At 64.0% G+C, this 16,997-nt stretch carries 16 protein-coding genes, 1 pseudogene and 2 riboswitches; of the genes and pseudogenes, 15 read left to right on the top strand and 2 right to left on the bottom strand.

What is annotated here, in order from left to right; all coding sequences use genetic code 11:
• The first annotated feature begins 18 nt into the window (after positions 1-18).
• From ABIC16_RS15695 to ABIC16_RS15670, 6 genes are all read left to right on the top strand, one after another.
• Complete coding sequence (locus ABIC16_RS15695; protein WP_354291782.1) at positions 19-675, top strand: hypothetical protein; 657 nt, start codon at positions 19-21, stop codon at positions 673-675.
• A 65-nt stretch (positions 676-740) separates the two neighbouring features.
• Positions 741-832: riboswitch (glycine riboswitch) on the top strand.
• Positions 833-939: riboswitch (glycine riboswitch) on the top strand.
• Positions 940-995: 56 nt separating this feature from the next.
• Positions 996-2,168 (top strand): glycine cleavage system aminomethyltransferase GcvT, encoded by a 1,173-nt coding sequence (gcvT, locus tag ABIC16_RS15690; RefSeq protein WP_354291781.1) that lies wholly within the window; start codon positions 996-998, stop codon positions 2,166-2,168.
• Positions 2,168-2,539, top strand: a complete 372-nt coding sequence (gene gcvH, locus ABIC16_RS15685; RefSeq protein WP_354291780.1) for a glycine cleavage system protein GcvH — start codon at positions 2,168-2,170, stop codon at positions 2,537-2,539. Before gcvT ends, gcvH begins: the two co-directional genes overlap by 1 nt.
• A 121-nt stretch (positions 2,540-2,660) precedes the next feature.
• Positions 2,661-4,019: an aminomethyl-transferring glycine dehydrogenase subunit GcvPA gene (gene gcvPA / locus ABIC16_RS15680; protein WP_354291779.1), complete on the top strand. Its 1,359-nt coding sequence runs from the start codon at positions 2,661-2,663 to the stop codon at positions 4,017-4,019.
• Positions 4,016-5,677: an aminomethyl-transferring glycine dehydrogenase subunit GcvPB gene (gene gcvPB, locus ABIC16_RS15675; RefSeq protein ID WP_354291778.1), complete on the top strand. Its 1,662-nt coding sequence runs from the start codon at positions 4,016-4,018 to the stop codon at positions 5,675-5,677. The genes gcvPA and gcvPB overlap by 4 nt, the downstream gene beginning before the upstream one ends.
• Positions 5,674-6,300, top strand: a complete 627-nt coding sequence (locus ABIC16_RS15670; protein ID WP_354291777.1) for a DUF938 domain-containing protein — start codon at positions 5,674-5,676, stop codon at positions 6,298-6,300. The genes gcvPB and ABIC16_RS15670 overlap by 4 nt, the downstream gene beginning before the upstream one ends.
• 5 nt (positions 6,301-6,305) lie before the next feature.
• On the opposite strand, the gene ABIC16_RS15665 is transcribed toward ABIC16_RS15670, so the two are convergent.
• Positions 6,306-7,226 carry a DMT family transporter gene (locus ABIC16_RS15665; RefSeq protein ID WP_354291776.1) on the bottom strand — a complete coding sequence of 307 codons (921 nt, stop codon included), beginning with the start codon at positions 7,224-7,226 and terminating at the stop codon, positions 6,306-6,308.
• 45 nt (positions 7,227-7,271) lie between these two features.
• A pseudogene (gene glpD, locus ABIC16_RS15660) lies at positions 7,272-8,727 on the bottom strand (glycerol-3-phosphate dehydrogenase).
• 100 nt (positions 8,728-8,827) lie between these two features.
• Between glpD and ABIC16_RS15655 the strand changes: the two are divergent.
• The 9 genes from ABIC16_RS15655 (at position 8,828) to ABIC16_RS15615 (ending at position 16,995) form a co-directional block, all read left to right on the top strand.
• Positions 8,828-9,925 (top strand): sialidase family protein, encoded by a 1,098-nt coding sequence (locus ABIC16_RS15655; protein ID WP_354291775.1) that lies wholly within the window; start codon positions 8,828-8,830, stop codon positions 9,923-9,925.
• A gap of 259 nt (positions 9,926-10,184) precedes the next feature.
• Positions 10,185-10,556, top strand: a complete 372-nt coding sequence (gene rpsL / locus ABIC16_RS15650; protein WP_010164594.1) for a 30S ribosomal protein S12 — start codon at positions 10,185-10,187, stop codon at positions 10,554-10,556.
• A gap of 57 nt (positions 10,557-10,613) precedes the next feature.
• Entirely contained in the window at positions 10,614-11,084 is a 471-nt protein-coding gene (gene rpsG, locus ABIC16_RS15645; protein ID WP_010164592.1) for a 30S ribosomal protein S7, read from the top strand.
• Between the two features lie 94 nt (positions 11,085-11,178).
• Complete coding sequence (fusA, locus tag ABIC16_RS15640; RefSeq protein ID WP_354291774.1) at positions 11,179-13,275, top strand: elongation factor G; 2,097 nt, start codon at positions 11,179-11,181, stop codon at positions 13,273-13,275.
• 121 nt (positions 13,276-13,396) lie between these two features.
• Positions 13,397-14,590: an elongation factor Tu gene (gene tuf / locus ABIC16_RS15635; RefSeq protein ID WP_277969162.1), complete on the top strand. Its 1,194-nt coding sequence runs from the start codon at positions 13,397-13,399 to the stop codon at positions 14,588-14,590.
• A gap of 156 nt (positions 14,591-14,746) precedes the next feature.
• Positions 14,747-15,055, top strand: coding sequence for a 30S ribosomal protein S10 (rpsJ, locus tag ABIC16_RS15630; RefSeq protein ID WP_007406109.1), 309 nt, complete (start codon positions 14,747-14,749; stop codon positions 15,053-15,055).
• 248 nt (positions 15,056-15,303) lie between these two features.
• Positions 15,304-16,059 (top strand): 50S ribosomal protein L3, encoded by a 756-nt coding sequence (rplC, locus tag ABIC16_RS15625; RefSeq protein ID WP_354291773.1) that lies wholly within the window; start codon positions 15,304-15,306, stop codon positions 16,057-16,059.
• A gap of 2 nt (positions 16,060-16,061) precedes the next feature.
• Positions 16,062-16,688 (top strand): 50S ribosomal protein L4, encoded by a 627-nt coding sequence (gene rplD, locus ABIC16_RS15620; RefSeq protein ID WP_354291772.1) that lies wholly within the window; start codon positions 16,062-16,064, stop codon positions 16,686-16,688.
• The gene (locus ABIC16_RS15615) at positions 16,681-16,995 is read left to right on the top strand and encodes a 50S ribosomal protein L23 (RefSeq protein ID WP_354291771.1); all 315 of its coding nucleotides are present in this window, start codon (positions 16,681-16,683) and stop codon (positions 16,993-16,995) included. The genes rplD and ABIC16_RS15615 overlap by 8 nt, the downstream gene beginning before the upstream one ends.
• Positions 16,996-16,997 lie beyond the last annotated feature (2 nt).

Below are 16,997 nucleotides of genomic sequence, written 5' to 3'. Positions count from 1 at the left end.
GATAAGGTGCGTGCCCCCGTGACCATCCGGAAATCAGCCATTGCCGCTCTCACGGCCAGCGCGTGCGGTGCGATCCTGCTTGGTGGGTGCGCCAAGACCGGGGAGCTCGATGCCTCCGGCGGCATCACCGCGGTTCGCAACGCCTGTCCCTCGGTCGGCGTGCCTGCCGCGACCGGGGACGTCACGATGTTCGACCCTCCCGCCAGCCGGGATGCCAATGCGATCGACCTGACCGCGGTGATGACCAACGTCCGGTCGACTTGTGACGACACGACTGCGGACGTGCTGACCAAAGTGACCTTCTCGGTCGAGGCACGCCGGGTCCACACCGAAGCGGCGCGCGACGTGACGCTGCCGTATTTCGTTACGGTGGTTCAGGGCGGTAACGCGGTGGTTGCCAAGCGCGTCGGTCGGGTGACGCTCCACTTCGACGCCGGTCAGGCGCGCGCGTCTGCCCAGGGGACGGGTACGGCGAGCGTCTCGCGCGCTGCGGCGACGTTGCCCGATGAGATCCGCAAGAAGCTGACCGAGAAGCGCAAGGCCGGCGACGAGGATGCTGCGACCGATCCGCTCAGCCGCCCGGAGATCCGCCAGGCCGTTTTGCGCGCGACCTTCGAAGCACTGGTCGGGTTCCAGCTAACCGACGAGCAGCTCAAATATAACGCAACGCGCTGACCCTTCTCGTTGACTTGCCTGTTGCGGCGCGGCAAACCGGCCGCGTCGTTGACGGGCAACCGTCAAGGGTACGCGCGGGAGAGCGTCCGGGGTAACTCGGACCGCCGAAGGAGCAACCGCCCCGGAATCTCTCAGGCAACCGGACCGCGCGGATCGACTCGACACTCTGGAAAGCGCGCTGTCCTTTAGGGCGAGCGCCACCGAAGGGGTAAGCGGACCATGTGGTTCCGTGAAAGCTCTCAGGTTCCGTGACAGAGGGGGCGGCACATCACGGCGTTCCGGCGCCATGGCGCGCCGTTGACCTCTTGCGGAAGACCAACATGAGCGACCTCGACCCCTACGAGACCGAAGCCGACGAGATTGCGATCGAGCAGCTCCCGCTCGATGCGTGGCATCGCGCGCGGGGTGGCCGGATGGTGCCGTTCGCGGGCTACGAAATGCCCGTCCAATATGAAGGCATCATGGCCGAGCATCTGTGGGTGCGCGAATCGGCTGGGTTGTTCGACGTCAGCCACATGGGCCAGTTGCTGTTCCGCTCGGAAGAGGGCGCGGACGTCGTCGCGGCGCTGGAAGCGGTACTGCCCGCCGATGTCGCCGGGCTGGGGCAGGGCAAGCAGCGCTATTCGCTGCTGCTGTCGGAGGATGGCGGTATCCTCGACGATTTGATGGTCACGCACCTGCCGGACGCCAACCCGTTCGACATCCAGGGCTATTACATGGTCGTCAACGGCGCGACCAAGATCGACGATATCGCGCATCTGCTCGAATATCTCACCGACGGCATCGCGCTCAACCACATGGAAGATCAGGCGCTGCTCGCGCTGCAGGGGCCCAAGGCGGTCGACGCGCTCACGCGGCTGGTGCCGGGCGTCGAAGCGCTGGTGTTCATGACCGCAGGCGCGTTCGAGTGGAACGGCGTTCCGCTGTGGATCAGCCGCTCGGGCTATACCGGCGAGGACGGGTTCGAGATTTCGGTGCCTGCGGAGAATGTCGAGGCGCTCGCCGATGCGCTGACCGCGGAGCCCGAGGTCAAGCCGATCGGTCTTGGCGCACGCGATTCGCTCCGGCTCGAGGCGGGTTTGCCGCTGTACGGCCATGATCTCGACCCTGAGACGACCCCGGTCCAGGCCGACCTCGGTTTTGCACTGTCGAAGCGCCGCCGCGAGGCGGGCGACTTCATGGGCGCGCCGCGCATTCTCGCCGAACGCGAGTCGGGTGCGATCATCAAGCGAGTCGGGCTGCTCGTCGAAGGGCGGCAGCCGGTGCGCGAAGGCGCGGCGGTGCTCGACGATCAGGGCTCGGAAGTCGGCCGCGTCACCTCGGGCGGGTTCGCGCCGAGCGTCGGTGCGCCGATTGCCATGGCCTATGTGCCGACCGCGCTGGCGGTTGCGGGCACCACGATTCAACTCGCGCAGCGCGGCAAGGTCCATCAGGCGACCGTCACCGCGATGCCGTTCATTCCCCACCGCTATGTCCGCGCAGGAGGCAAGTGATGAGCCGTTATTTTACCGAAGATCATGAATGGGTCGATGTCGATGGCGACGTCGGCATCGTCGGCATCACCGAATATGCGCAGAGCCAGCTCGGCGACATCGTATTCGTCGACGTGCCGGAAGAGGGCAAGGAACTCGCCAAGGGCGACGAAGCTGCCGTCGTCGAATCGGTCAAGGCCGCGTCCGACGTCTATTCGCCGGTGTCGGGCACGGTGATCGAGGGCAACGCCGCGCTCGCCGACACGCCCGGGCTGGTCAACGAGGATCCCGAGGCGGAAGGCTGGTTCTTCAAGCTGACGCTGAGCGATACCGACGAGCTGAACGCGCTGATGGACGAGATCGCGTACAAGGCGTTCGTCGAAAAGCTGTGATCTGAACTGGCCCCTCCCCTTCAGGGGAGGGGTTGGGGTGGGGCCTCTCCGCGGGCGCTCCACTCGTGGTACGGCCCCACCCCCGGCCCCTCCCCTGAAGGGGAGGGGGGAGATTTCGGAAATGCGCTATCTACCCCTGACTCAGCCTGACCGCGACGCGATGCTCGGTGTGATCGGCGTCGCGACGATCGACGATCTGTTCGTCGACGTGCCCGAAGCCGCACGGCTCGACGGGCCGATCCACGGCTTGCCGATGCACGCCAGCGAAATGGCGGTCGAACGCCACATGACCGCACTCGCGCGCAAGAACCTGACCGCGGGGGAAGCGCCGTTCTTCCTCGGCTGCGGCGCGTACAAGCATCACGTTCCCGCCTCGGTCGATCATTTGATCCAGCGTGGCGAGTTCCTCACCGCCTATACGCCGTACCAGCCCGAGATCGCGCAGGGCACGCTGCAGATGCTGTTCGAGTTCCAGACGCAGGTCGCGCGGCTGCTCGGCACGGATGTGGCGAACGCGTCGATGTACGACGGCTCGACCGCATGCTGGGAAGCGATCGGCATGGCGCGGCGGATCACCAAGCGCGGCAAGGCGATCCTGTCGTCTGGGCTGCACCCGCACTACGTCTCGGTCGCCAAGACGATGGCCAAGTTCACGGGCGATCTGCTCGAAACCGCGACGCCGACGCTGAGCGCCGAGACCGATCTCGAGGCGCTGATCGGCGCGATCGACAAGGATACGTCGTGCGTCGTCGTGCAATATCCCGACATTCTCGGGCGGATCGCGGATCTCACGCCGCTCGCCGATGCGTGCCATGCCAACAAGGCGCTGCTGATCGCGGTCGTGACCGAGCCGGTCGCGCTGGGTGCGATCAAGTCGCCGGGCGAGATGGACGCGGATATCGTCGTCGGCGAGGGGCAGTCGCTCGGCGTCGGGTTGCAGTTCGGTGGGCCCTACGTCGGGCTGTTCGGCTGCAAGGACAAATATGTCCGCCAGATGCCGGGTCGCCTTTGCGGCGAGACCTATGACGCGGATGGCCGGCGCGGGTTCGTGCTGACGTTGTCGACGCGCGAGCAGCATATCAGGCGCGAGAAGGCGACCTCGAACATCTGCACCAACTCGGGGCTGTGCGCGCTGGCTTTCTCGATCCACATGACGTTGCTGGGCGAGAAGGGGCTGCGGACGTTGGCGCAGATCAACCATGTCGGCGCGGTCGCGGCGGCGGAACGGTTGAGCAAGGTGCCGGGTGTCGAACTGGTCACGCCCGCTTTCTTCAATGAATTCACGCTCAAGCTGCCGGTCGAGGCGCGCCCGGTCGTGCGGACGCTGGCGGATCGCGGCATCCTGGCGGGGGTGTCGCTCGGGCGTTTGTATCCGGGTGAGGACGGTCTCGCCAACGGGCTCGTCGTCGCGGTGACCGAGACGACGTCGGCAGAAGATGTGGAAACGCTGGCGGCAGCGCTCGAGGAGATCCTGGCATGAGCATCAACGCAAGCGGATGGCGCCCCGAAGCGCCCGTTTCCGGGGGCAAGGCTTCCCTGACGGTTACTGGCAACAAGGGGCTGATGCTGGAAGAGAAGCTGATCTTCGAGATCGGCGATGCTGATACGACCGGGGTGGATTTTTCTGAAGCCCCTCCCCTTCAGGGGAGGGGTTGGGGTGGGGCTGTACCGGGCGCTGGTCTCGGTGAGACTTCCCCCACCCCCAGCCCCTCCCCTGAAGGGGAGGGGAGTGCAGATCTCCTTGCCGGTCTGTTCCGCACCACCCCAATCGGTCTTCCCGGTCTGTCCGAGCCCGAGACCGTGCGCCACTACACCCGCCTGTCGCGCCAGAATTACGGGATCGACCTCGGGTTCTTCCCGCTCGGGTCGTGCACGATGAAGCACAACCCGCGGCTCAACGAGAAGATGGCGCGGCTCCCCGGTTTCGCGGACATCCATCCGCTCCAGCCGGTCGACAGCGTGCAGGGTGCGCTCGGCGTCATCCACGAGCTCGCCACCTGGCTGATCACGCTCACCGGCATGCACGGCGTCGCGATGAGCCCCAAGGCGGGCGCGCATGGCGAGCTGTGCGGCGTACTCGCGATCCGCGCTGCACTGGAAGCGAAGGGCGAGGGGCATCGCAAGATCATCCTCGTCCCCGAAAGCGCGCACGGCACCAACCCGGCGACCGCAGCATTCGCGGGCTATCAGGTCGAGGATATCCCCGCGACCGCCGAAGGCCGCGTCGATACACAGGCGCTGATCGCGCGGCTCGGGCCGGACGTGGCGGGGGTGATGATCACCAACCCCAACACCTGCGGGCTGTTCGAGCGCGACATGCGGACGATCTCGGACGCGGTCCATGCGGCGGGCGGCTATGTCTATTGCGACGGCGCGAACTTCAACGCGATCGTCGGGCGCGTGCGGCCGGGGGATCTCGGCATCGATGCGATGCACATCAACCTGCACAAGACCTTCTCGACCCCGCATGGCGGCGGCGGACCCGGTTCGGGCCCGGTCGTGCTGTCGGAGGCGCTTTCGCCGTTCGGCCCGCTGCCGTTCGTCGCCAAGCAGGCGGATGGCCATTTCGCGCTGATCGAGGAAGAGACCGCGGGCGACGACCACCCGCACGCGTTCGGCCGGATGGTGGCGTTCCATGGCCAGATGGGCATGTTCACGCGCGCGCTTACCTACATCCTCAGCCATGGCGCGGACGGGTTGCGGCAGGTCGCCGAGGATGCGGTGCTCAACGCGAACTACATCCTGCGGTCGCTCGACACGACGCTCGACGCGCCGTTCGGGGCGTCGGGGCCGTGCATGCATGAGGCATTGTTCTCGGATAATGGGCTCGCGACCGGTTTCTCGACGATCGATATCGCCAAGGGGCTGATCGACGAGGGGTTCCATCCGATGACGATGTACTTCCCGCTGGTCGTCCACGGCGCGATGCTGATCGAGCCAACAGAGACCGAATCGAAGGCCGCGATCGACCAGTTCGTCGCTGCGCTGCGTTCGGTCGCGGAGCGCGCCAAGGCGGGCGACGTCAGCCTGAAGAGCGCGCCGCACTTCGCGCCGCGCAGCCGCCTCGACGAGACGCTCGCCGCGCGCAAGCCGGTGCTCGTCTGGAAGGAGCCGGTCCTGGCGCAGGCCGCCGAGTGACCGAGCCGTGGATCCCGGGCGAGGCGGCGGGGGACACCCGCCGCCACGCACCGGCCACGCTGCGCAACCGGATGGCGATTGCGGACGTGCTGCGTGAGATTCTGCCGTTCTCGGGCACCGTGCTCGAAGTGGCGAGCGGATCGGGCGAGCATGTCGCCTATTTGGCGGAGGAATTCCCCGCGCTGGAGTGGCAGCCGAGCGACCCCGATCCCGCTGCGCGCGTGTCGATCGCAGCATGGTGTGATGGGATCATCAATGTGGCGCCGCCGCTCGATCTCGATGCGGGGGCAGCCGGTTGGACGGTAGAGCGTGCCGAAGCGGTGCTGTGCATCAACATGGTCCATATCAGCGCGTGGAGCGCGACGCTGGGATTGCTCGCCGGTGCGGCGCGGGTGCTGGGATCGGGCGCACCGTTGATCCTGTACGGTCCGTTCCTGCAAACCGATGTCCCGACCGCGCCGAGCAACATTGCGTTCGACGAATCCTTGCGCGCACGCGATCCGCGTTGGGGTTTGCGTCAAGTCGAATCGATCGTGCAAGTTGCTGCCGGGCATGATCTGGTTCAGGACCGGTTGATCGAGATGCCGGCGAACAATCTGATGCTCGTGTTCCGCCGGACGTAGCGCCTTCACTGGACCGGTTCGGGCAACCGGTTGATGTGGCGGATGCGTTCTCGCCAGAGGATATACAGGCCACTCCCTACGATGACGGGTGCGCCGATCCACAGCGTCGGCGCGGGTAGCGTGCCGAAAATCAGCCAGCCGAACAGCGTCGCCCACAACAGCGAAGAATAATCCATCGGGACGACGACGGACACCGGGCCGAGCCCGAGCGCGCTCGTCATCGCGAGCTGCGCGACTCCGCCGATGAGGCCGACCCCAGCCAGCAACAGCCACACTTCGACCGGGTGATTGCGCGCCACCAACGCGTAGCAAATGCCCAGCGGCAGCAGCGATAGCGTGGAGAACCAAAATACGACCGTCATCGCGCTTTCCGTCCGCGTGATCTGGCGCAGCAGGATGGATACGCCCGCCGTTCCCAACGCACCCAGCAATCCGGTGGCCGCGCCCCACAGCGGGAAATGACCGCTCCCCGGCTGTGCGACGATCAGAACGCCGGCGAACCCCGCCAGCACGGCGCCCCATCGGTGCCATCCGGTTGGCTCATGCAGGATCAGCGCGCCGAGGATCGTCGCGAAAATCGGCATAGTGAAGCCAAGCGTTGTCGCCTCGGCGAGCGGGAGCGTGACGATGGTCGTGAAGGTGAACGCCATCGCGGCGAGCCCGAGGACCGCGCGAGAGATATGCGTGCCGATTCGCTGCGTGGCGACCGAACGCCAGCCGGGGCCTGCCAAGACGATGCCGCCAATCAGGAATGACGCGCCCAGCTGTCGGAAGAACAGGATTTCTCCGAGCGCCGCACCGTGCCGTTCGGCGAGCTTGATGACGACGTTCATCACCGCGAAAAGGATCACCGACATGAGCCGCATGCCGATCGCGGCGCGAATGCGGTCAGTCTTGCGCTCGGAAAGCTGCGCCGTCGACGTCATCGCGCCCTCCTACGGCCCTGGTCGGGAATGGACGAGCCACTCCGATCAGGCAAGCGCGTCCCACGCGCTGACGAACGCGGCACGTTCCGTCTCGCTCAGGTGCAGTCCGATCTTGGAGCGCCGCAGCAGCACGTCGTCCGCGCTGCGCGCCCATTCGCGCGTCCGCAACCAGCGCGCCTCGACTTCGGTCACGCCGCCGCCCAGGTCAGCACCGAGATCGTCCACCGCCGTCACATTTTTCAACATATCCGGGAGCATCGATCCATACGCATGCGCCATCCGTTCGGATCGGGTTTCGCCGAGGAACGGCCAAGTCGCACGGACCTGATCGACGAAATGCCGAAAGTCGGTGATGGCACCGCCTGGGAACACGCGCGTGCGCGTCACCGGATGCGCGACGAACCCCATCGGTGCGGCCAGCTTGCCGAGGGCTTCCTCAGCGAGATGCCGCGCGGTGGTGATCTTGCCGCCGAAAATCGACAGAAGGACGGGGCCGTTGGTGTCGAGTTCGAGGACATAGTCCCGCGTGACCGCCTTTGCCTCGCTGGCCCCATCGTCATACAGCGGACGCACGCCGGACCAGGTGGATGTTACGTCGGAAGGCGAAATCTGCCGCGTAAAGTGGCGGTTCGCGGCGTCGCAGAGATAGGTGATCTCGTCCTGATCGATCACCGCGTCTTCCGGCATCTCGACCGGCACGTCGGTGGGTGCCGATCTCGGTAAAGCCGTCCTGATAGGGAATTGCGAAGACGATACGCCGATCGGGCTGTTGCAAAATGTATGCATGGTCGCCCTCATACAGGCGTGGCACGACGATATGGCTGCCCTTGACCAGCCGGACCCCCGAGGCGGCATTGACGCCGAGCCGTCCGAGCAGTTGCGCCACCCAGGGTCCTGCTGCGTTGACCATCCCGCGGGCGCCAACCGTGCTGCCGTCGGACAGGCGGGCTTGCCACAGTTCGCCCTCGCGCCGCGCGGAGTCGAGCGCGACCCCGACCCGCACGTCCGCGCCATTCGCGGCGGCATCCATCGCGTTGAGCACCGTCAGTCGCGAATCGTCGACGAAGGCATCGGAGTAGACGAAGCCTTTGGCCGTGCCTTTGAGCGGGGCAAGAAATGCCGCGTCACTCTTGCGAAGTCCGCGCGAGCGCGCGAGCGTCATTTTTCCGCCGAGGAAATCGTAAAGGTACAGCCCGAGTCGCACCATCCACCACGGACGCACTGCGTTCTCGTGCGGTAGGACGAAGCGAAGCGGATGGATGATGTGCGGCGCCGCTTTCACCAGCCGTTCGCGTTCGCGCAGCGCTTCGGCGACGAGCTTGAACTCGTAATACTCGAGATAGCGTAACCCGCCGTGAATCAGCTTGGTTGATGCCGACGAAGTGTGCGCCGCGATATCGTCGCGTTCGACGAGCAGCGCCTTGAGCCCAAGCAGGCTCGCCTCGCGCGCGATTGCGCACCCGTTGATACCGCCGCCGACGATGAGAAGATCATATGTCACCGCTGTCCTGTATCGTACAGTTACGGAGGATGCGACCCGCGTTTAGAAGGAGAGGCGATGCGGATTGCAGTCCGATCGCCCCGCTGCCATTGGCCCTGCCATGCCAGACAAATTGATCGCCGCTTTCGTGGGCGCGCTGCAGCGAGGCGCCGCGCCAAGTGCCGCATGGGTTGCATTGGCGGCGGGATCTCCAGTGCCGTCCCCCGTCATCCTGTCCGAAATGATCGACCCGTCGCCGCCCTATCCCCAGGCGCATGCGTCGACGATCGTGCAGTTGGCGGACGGCACGCTCGCTGCGGCGTGGTTCGGCGGGTCGGGTGAAGGGCGACCGGACGTCTCGATCTGGTTCGCGCGGCGGCTGGCGACGGGCTGGGAGAAGCCCGTGGCCGTTGCGATCGGGCGCCTGAAGGACGGTACTCGGACTCCGACCTGGAACCCGGTGCTGTTCCAGCCGCCCGGCGGTCCGTTGCGACTGTTTTACAAGATCGGCCCGAATCCCCGGGCATGGCAGGGTATGGAGATCGTCTCGAGCGATCGCGGGTGGCATTGGAGTGCTCCGCACTCTTTGCCGGAGGGGATCCTCGGACCAATCAAGAACAAGCCCGTCGCCCTCGCCGACGGCAGCTGGCTGTCCCCGTCGAGCCGCGAAGAGGGCACGCCCGAACATAATCGCTGGTTCCTCCGAATGGAACGATCGACCGATCGCGGGACAACGTGGCGCGCGCTGGACCCGATCGCATCCCCGATGGGGATAGAGGCGATTCAACCGAGCGTGCTGACCTATCCTGATCACCGGCTCGAACTTGTTGCGCGGACGCGGCAGGGGGCGCTTGCGATGAGCTGGTCGCGCGACAATGGGATATCGTGGAGCCCGCTCGCGGCAATCGATCTGCCCAACCCCAATGCGGGCACCGACGCGGTTACGCTGGCGGATGGACGGCAATTGATCGTGTATAACCACAGTGCGCACTGGCCCGACCGACCCGGTGATGGACCCCGCTGGCCCCTGAACGTAGGCCTATCCAGCGACGGCGTGCATTGGCGCAACGTCCTGACGCTGGAAGACAAGCCGATTCCCGATGGGTATGCCTATCCTGCGGTCATCCAGTCGCGCGATGGCCTGGTCCACATTACCTACACGTGGAACCGGGTTCGGATTAAACATGTGGTCATCGACCCGGCGCGGCTGGCCGAGTAAGGAAGCCGGACTCCTGCCGTACCGTTCGATTCCATAGGGGTGAACGAGCGATTCGGTTGACCCCGCTTGCGTCCCGCTGTATGCGCACCTCCGCTCGACCGGAGGTTTTCTCCGGGACGGTGCTTGAACATTGCTGGATGCATTCCAGGACCCGTGGGGCATATGTCCCTGACGGTCCTTTTTGTATTCCCGAAATTTTGTTCTCGGGGGGCGTCATGGCTCCAGCAAAGTAACCATCGATCCAAGGTGAAGAGATTCAATGCCGACAATCAACCAGCTGGTCCGCAAGGGCCGCGATCCGCAGAAGGCCAAGTCCAAGGTCCCTGCGATGGAAGCCAACCCGCAGAAGCGCGGTGTTTGCACCCGCGTCTACACGACGACCCCGAAGAAGCCGAACTCGGCTCTGCGCAAGGTGGCCAAGGTTCGCCTGACCAACCAGCGCGAAGTCATCAGCTACATTCCGGGTGAGGGCCACAACCTGCAGGAGCACTCGGTCGTGCTGATCCGCGGCGGTCGCGTTCGCGATCTTCCCGGCGTGCGTTACCATGTCCTGCGCGGTGTCCTCGATACACAGGGTGTCAAGGATCGTCGCCAGTCCCGTTCGAAGTACGGCGCCAAGCGTCCGAAGTAAGCCGGTCGGCTCTGATAGCCGACCATCTTATGGCTGAAGTTAGAAAAGGTTTTTGATATGGCACGTCGTCGTCGGCCCGAAAAGCGGGTCATTCTTCCGGATCCCCAGTATGGGGACGAGGTTCTCTCCAAGTTCATGAACAGCGTGATGCTCGACGGTAAGAAGTCGGTCGCGGAGCTGATCGTCTACGGTGCGCTCGCAACCGTCGAGACGCGCGCCAAGAAGGACCCGATCGCGGTCTTTCATGACGCGCTGACCAACGTGAAGCCTGGCATCGAAGTTCGCAGCCGCCGCGTCGGTGGTGCGACCTATCAGGTCCCGGTCGAGGTTCGCCCCGAGCGTGCCCAGGCCCTGGCGATCCGCTGGCTGATCACTGCCGCCCGTGCGCGCAGTGAGAACACCATGTCGGCACGTCTGTCGGGTGAGCTGATGGATGCGGCGAACAATCGCGGCAACGCGGTCAAGAAGCGTGAAGACACGCATCGCATGGCCGAAGCCAACCGCGCCTTCTCGCATTATCGCTGGTAATCGTTCAGACGGCGGCTTTTCGCCGACAGAACTAACACCTATATATTGGGGAGCCGGTTTCGCTGGCTCCCCATATCCTTAAGGAAGCACGATCATGGCCCGCAGCCATCCGCTGGACCGCTATCGCAACATCGGCATCATGGCGCACATCGACGCCGGCAAGACGACGACGACCGAGCGTATCCTCTATTACACCGGCAAGTCCTACAAGATCGGCGAAGTGCATGAAGGCACTGCGACGATGGACTGGATGGAGCAGGAGCAGGAGCGCGGGATCACGATCACGTCCGCTGCTACGACGTGCAAGTGGCGCGCCGAAGAAGGCAAGGGCGAAGAGCACCTGATCAACATCATCGACACCCCCGGCCACGTCGACTTCACGATTGAAGTCGAGCGCTCGCTGCGCGTGCTCGACGGTGCGGTCGCCTGTTTCGATGGCGTTGCCGGCGTTGAGCCGCAGTCCGAGACGGTGTGGCGTCAGGCTGAAAAGTACAAAGTTCCGCGGATGTGCTTCGTCAACAAGCTCGACCGGACCGGAGCTGATTTCTATTTCTGCGTTCAGTCGATCATCGATCGCCTGGGTGCGCGTCCCGCTGTGCTGTATCTCCCGATCGGCATGGAAGGCGGCTTCAAGGGTCTCGTCGATCTCGTCGAGAACCGTGCGATCATCTGGCTAGAAGAGAGCCTCGGCGCGAAGTTCGAATATGCCGAGATCCCCGAGGATCTTGTCGACAAGGCAGCGAAGTATCGCAGCGACCTGATCGAAATGGCGGTCGAGCAGGACGACGCGCTGATGGAGGCGTATCTCGAGGGCAACGAGCCGAGCACGGCCGACCTGAAGAAGCTGATCCGCAAGGGCACGCTCAACTTCTCGTTCGTTCCGGTGGTTTGCGGTTCGGCGTTCAAGAACAAGGGCGTCCAGCCCCTGCTCGACGCGGTCGTCGACTATCTGCCGTCGCCGCTCGACGTTCCGGCAATTCAGGGCCTCAAGCTCGACGGCACGACCGTCGACGAGCGTCCTTCGTCGGACGAGGCACCGTTCTCGGCGCTGGCGTTCAAGATCATGAACGATCCGTTCGTGGGGACGCTGACCTTCGCGCGCATCTACTCGGGCAAGCTCGAGACCGCGTCGCAGGTCACGAACTCGGTCAAGGACAAGAAGGAAAAGGTCGGTCGCATGCTGCTTATGCATGCGAACGAGCGCGAGGACATCCAGGTGGCATATGCGGGCGACATCGTCGCTCTCGCGGGCCTCAAGGACACGACCACGGGCGACACGCTCTGCGCGATGAACGCTCCGATCATCCTCGAGCGGATGGAATTCCCCGAGCCCGTGATCGAGCTGTCGGTCGAGCCGAAGACCAAGGCCGATCAGGAGAAGATGGGCGTCGCGCTCAATCGTCTCGCGCGCGAGGATCCGTCGTTCCGCGTTTCGTCGGACTCCGAATCGGGCCAGACCATCATCAAGGGCATGGGCGAGCTCCATCTTGAGATCCTGGTCGATCGCATGAAGCGTGAGTTCAAGGTCGAGGCCAACGTCGGCGCGCCGCAGGTTGCTTACCGTGAATATCTCGGCAAGCCAGTCGACGTGGATTACACCCACAAGAAGCAGTCGGGTGGTACCGGCCAGTTCGGTCGCGTGAAGGTCAAGGTCACGCCAGGCGAGCGCGGTTCGGGCATCATCTTCAAGGATGAGATCAAGGGCGGTAATATTCCGAAGGAATATATCCCGGCGATCGAAAAGGGCTTCCGTGAGACGGCGGCGACCGGTTCGCTGGTCGGCTTCCCGATCATCGATTTCGAAATCCTCGTCTATGACGGCGCCTACCATGACGTCGACTCGTCGGCGTTGGCGTTCGAAATCTGTGCTCGTGGCGCGATGCGTGAAGTCGCGCAGAAGGCCGGGATCAAGCTGCTCGAGCCGATTATGAAGGTCGAGGTCGTGACGCCTGAGGATTACCTGGGTGACGTGATCGGCGACATGAACAGCCGCCGTGGCCAGATCCAGGGCACCGACACCCGCGGCAACGCGCAGTCGGTGGACGCGATGGTTCCGCTGGCGAACATGTTCGGTTATGTGAACGCGCTGCGCTCGTTCACGCAGGGTCGTGCGAACTACTCGATGCAGTTCTCGCATTACGAGGAAGTTCCCGCGAACGTTGCCGACGAAGTGAAGGCCAAGCTGGCCTAAGGCACCAAACCTGACGCCCTCTTTGGGCGTCAGGGCTGGCGCTACCCAAAAACTCCCGCTATGGGGCGCGCTTCGCGTAGCGCTCCGGGCGAACCGAAAACGATCAATAAGGTAGGAAATCATGGCGAAAGCAAAGTTCGAGCGGAACAAGCCGCATCTCAACATCGGCACGATCGGCCATGTCGATCATGGCAAGACGTCGCTCACGGCTGCGATCACCAAGGTGCTCGCTGAGACCGGTGGCGCTACGTTCACCAGCTATGCCAACATCGACAAGGCTCCCGAGGAGCGCGAGCGCGGCATCACGATCTCGACCGCACACGTCGAGTATGAGACCGAAGCACGTCACTACGCGCACGTCGATTGCCCGGGCCACGCCGATTATGTGAAGAACATGATCACCGGTGCGGCACAGATGGACGGCGCGATCCTCGTCGTTTCGGCGACCGACGGCCCGATGCCGCAGACCCGCGAGCACATCCTGCTCGCACGCCAGGTCGGCGTGCCGACGATGGTCGTGTTCATGAACAAGGTCGACCTCGTCGACGACGCCGAGATCCTCGAGCTCGTCGAGCTGGAAATCCGCGAGCTGCTCTCGTCGTACGACTTCGACGGCGACAACATCCCGGTCATCCAGGGGTCGGCTGTTGCAGCCCTCAACGACGTCACGCCTGAGATCGGCCATGATGCCGTCCTCAAGCTGATGCAGGCTGTTGACACGTACCTGCCGCAGCCCGAGCGTCCGCTCGACAAGCCGTTCATGATGCCGATCGAGGACGTCTTCTCGATCTCGGGTCGTGGTACGGTTGTTACCGGCCGCGTCGAGACCGGCATCGTCAAGGTTGGCGAAGAAGTCGAGATCGTCGGTATCCACCCGGCAGTCCGCAAGACGACCGTCACGGGCGTTGAAATGTTCCGCAAGCTGCTCGACCAGGGCCAGGCAGGCGACAACATCGGCGCGCTGATCCGCGGCGTCGGCCGTGAAGAAGTCGAGCGTGGCCAGGTTCTCTGCAAGCCCGGCTCGATCAAGCCGCACACCGACTTCAACTCGGAAGTGTACGTACTGTCGAAGGACGAGGGTGGCCGTCACACGCCTTTCTTCGCCAACTATCGCCCGCAGTTCTACTTCCGGACGACGGACGTCACCGGCACGGTCGAGCTGCCTGAGGGCACCGAGATGGTCATGCCCGGCGACAACGTTGCCCTCGGCGTCAAGCTGATCGCACCGATCGCTATGGACGTTGGTCAGCGCTTCACGATCCGTGAAGGTGGCCGTACGGTCGGTTCGGGCATCGTTAGCGCGATCGCCAAGTAAGACACATCGTCTGAAAAAAAAGCTGCCGCCCGTGCCTCAAATCGAGGCGCGGGCGGTTGCCTTTTTATGGAGGCCGCTGTAATGCCCCGCCTCCGGTTTTAATTGAAACTAACTAGCGCCCGGTAACGGGCCCGCTCTTTCGCATTGGTAGGGACTATGGACAGCAACATCCGCATCCGTCTGAAGGCGTTCGATCACCGCGTGCTCGATCAGGCGACCGGCGACATCGCCGACACTGCGCGCCGCACCGGCGCACTCATCCGTGGCCCTATTCCCTTGCCGACGCGCATCGAGAAGTTCACGGTCAACCGTGGACCGCACATCGACAAGAAGTCCCGTGAGCAGTTCGAAGTCCGCACCTACAAGCGCATGCTCGATATCGTTCAGCCGACCCCGCAGACGGTCGATGCGCTGATGAAGCTCGATCTCGCCGCAGGCGTTGACGTCGAGATCAAGCTCGCCTAATAGCGACGCTTCGCAAGAGATTCGGCCCGTTTCGACGGGCCTGATAGGGATACCGCCAGCATATGCTGGGTCTGCGTCCCCCGACACGTTTCCCGCCATGGCGGGGGCACCAGCCCGGGTCGGGGCAGCAGTATAAAAGAAAATTGGGCTGAACCGGGTTCTCGTCGGAGCGATGCTTCGACGGGGGCCCAGCACGCATGTTTCGGAATGGTCCGGGATGTGCCTCTGCACTGATTGGAGCATTGGTCATGCGCACTGGCGTGATCGCGAAAAAGTTGGGGATGACCCGCTTGTTCCAGGACGATGGGCGCCATGTGCCCGTCACCGTCCTGGCACTGGAAAATCTGCAAGTGGTGGCCGTTCGCGAGGCCGACCGTGATGGATATACTGCCGTACAGCTCGGTGCTGGCGTTGCGAAGGCGAAGAATGTCGCCAAGCCGCAGCGTGGCCACTTTGGCAAGGCCGAAGTCGAGCCCAAGGCGAAGGTCGCCGAATTCCGTGTCGCCGAGGATGCAGTCCTCGAAGTCGGCTCGACGATTTCGGCAGATCATTATGTTGCTGGCCAGATCGTCGATATCCAGGGCGTGACCCAGGGTAAGGGCTTCCAGGGCGGCATGAAGCGTTGGGGCTTCGGCGGTTTGCGCGCGACCCACGGCGTCTCGGTCTCGCACCGTTCGCTCGGTTCGACCGGTCAGCGCCAGGATCCGGGCAAGGTCTTCAAGAACAAGAAGATGGCCGGGCAGATGGGCGACAAGAATCGCACCCAGCAAAATCTCGAAATCGTATCGACCGACGTCGAGCGTGGCCTCATCTTCGTCAAGGGTTCGGTCCCTGGCTCGAAGGGTGGCTGGTTGCTCGTCAAGGATTCGGTGAAGGTCGCGCGTCACGCCGATGCGCCTTACCCCGCCGGTCTCCGTCAGGTCGCCAACAACAACGACACCGCTCCCGCCGAGACGTCTTCCGACGTCGCGACCGTGGATGCGACTGACGGCCAGGAGGGCTGATCATGAAGGTTACCTCTCAGTCTTTCGACGGCGCAGCCGGCACGGAAGTCGAGCTCAACGACGAGGTCTTCGGCCTCGATCCGCGCGCTGACATTCTGCACCGCGTCGTCACCTGGCAGCTCGAAAAGCGTCGTGCGACCGCAAGCGGTACGCGCGAGCGCGCCGACGTTGCTCGCACCGGTAAGAAGTTTGGTCGCCAGAAGGGCGGCGGTACGGCGCGTCACGGCGATCGCCGCGCACCGATCTTCGTCGGTGGTGGTAAGGCGCACGGTCAGCGGACTCGCGACTTCAATCCCGGCCTGAACAAGAAGGTTCGTGCGCTCGGTCTGAAGATGGCGCTTTCGAGCCATGCGCAGGCTGGCACGCTGGTCGTCATGGACAGCCTGGCTGTCGCCGAGAACAAGACCAAGACGCTCATCGGCAGCTGGTCGAAGGTCGGCGCGGGCAAGACCGCGCTCGTGATCGACGGCGACATGGTCGACAACAGCTTCGCACTGGCCGCGGGCAACCTGCACACGATTAACGTGATGCCGGCTGCTGGCGCCAATGTGTACGACATCCTGAAGCACGACACGCTGGTTCTGACCCGCGCTGCCGTCGAAATGCTGGAGGCGCGCTTCAATGGCTAAGCCAAAAACCGCGATCGACGCGCGTCATTACGACGTGATCGTTGCACCGCACATCACGGAGAAGGCGACGTTGCTCAGCGAGCATAACGCCGTTGTGTTCAAGGTCACCAACGACGCGACCAAGCCGCAGATCAAGGCTGCAGTCGAGGCGCTGTTCGACGTGACCGTTCTGGGGGTCAACACGATCGTCCAGAAGGGCAAGACCAAGAAGTGGAAGGGTGCGCCCTACACGCGGTCCGACATCAATCAGAAGGCGATCGTGACGTTGAAGGACGGTCAGTCCATCGACGTGACGACGGGGATCTGATC

It is taken from the genome of Sphingomonas sp. PvP055 (assembly GCF_040546365.1).
GTDB lineage: Bacteria > Pseudomonadota > Alphaproteobacteria > Sphingomonadales > Sphingomonadaceae > Sphingomonas > Sphingomonas echinoides_A.
This window is presented reverse-complemented; position numbering and strand designations above follow the sequence as displayed.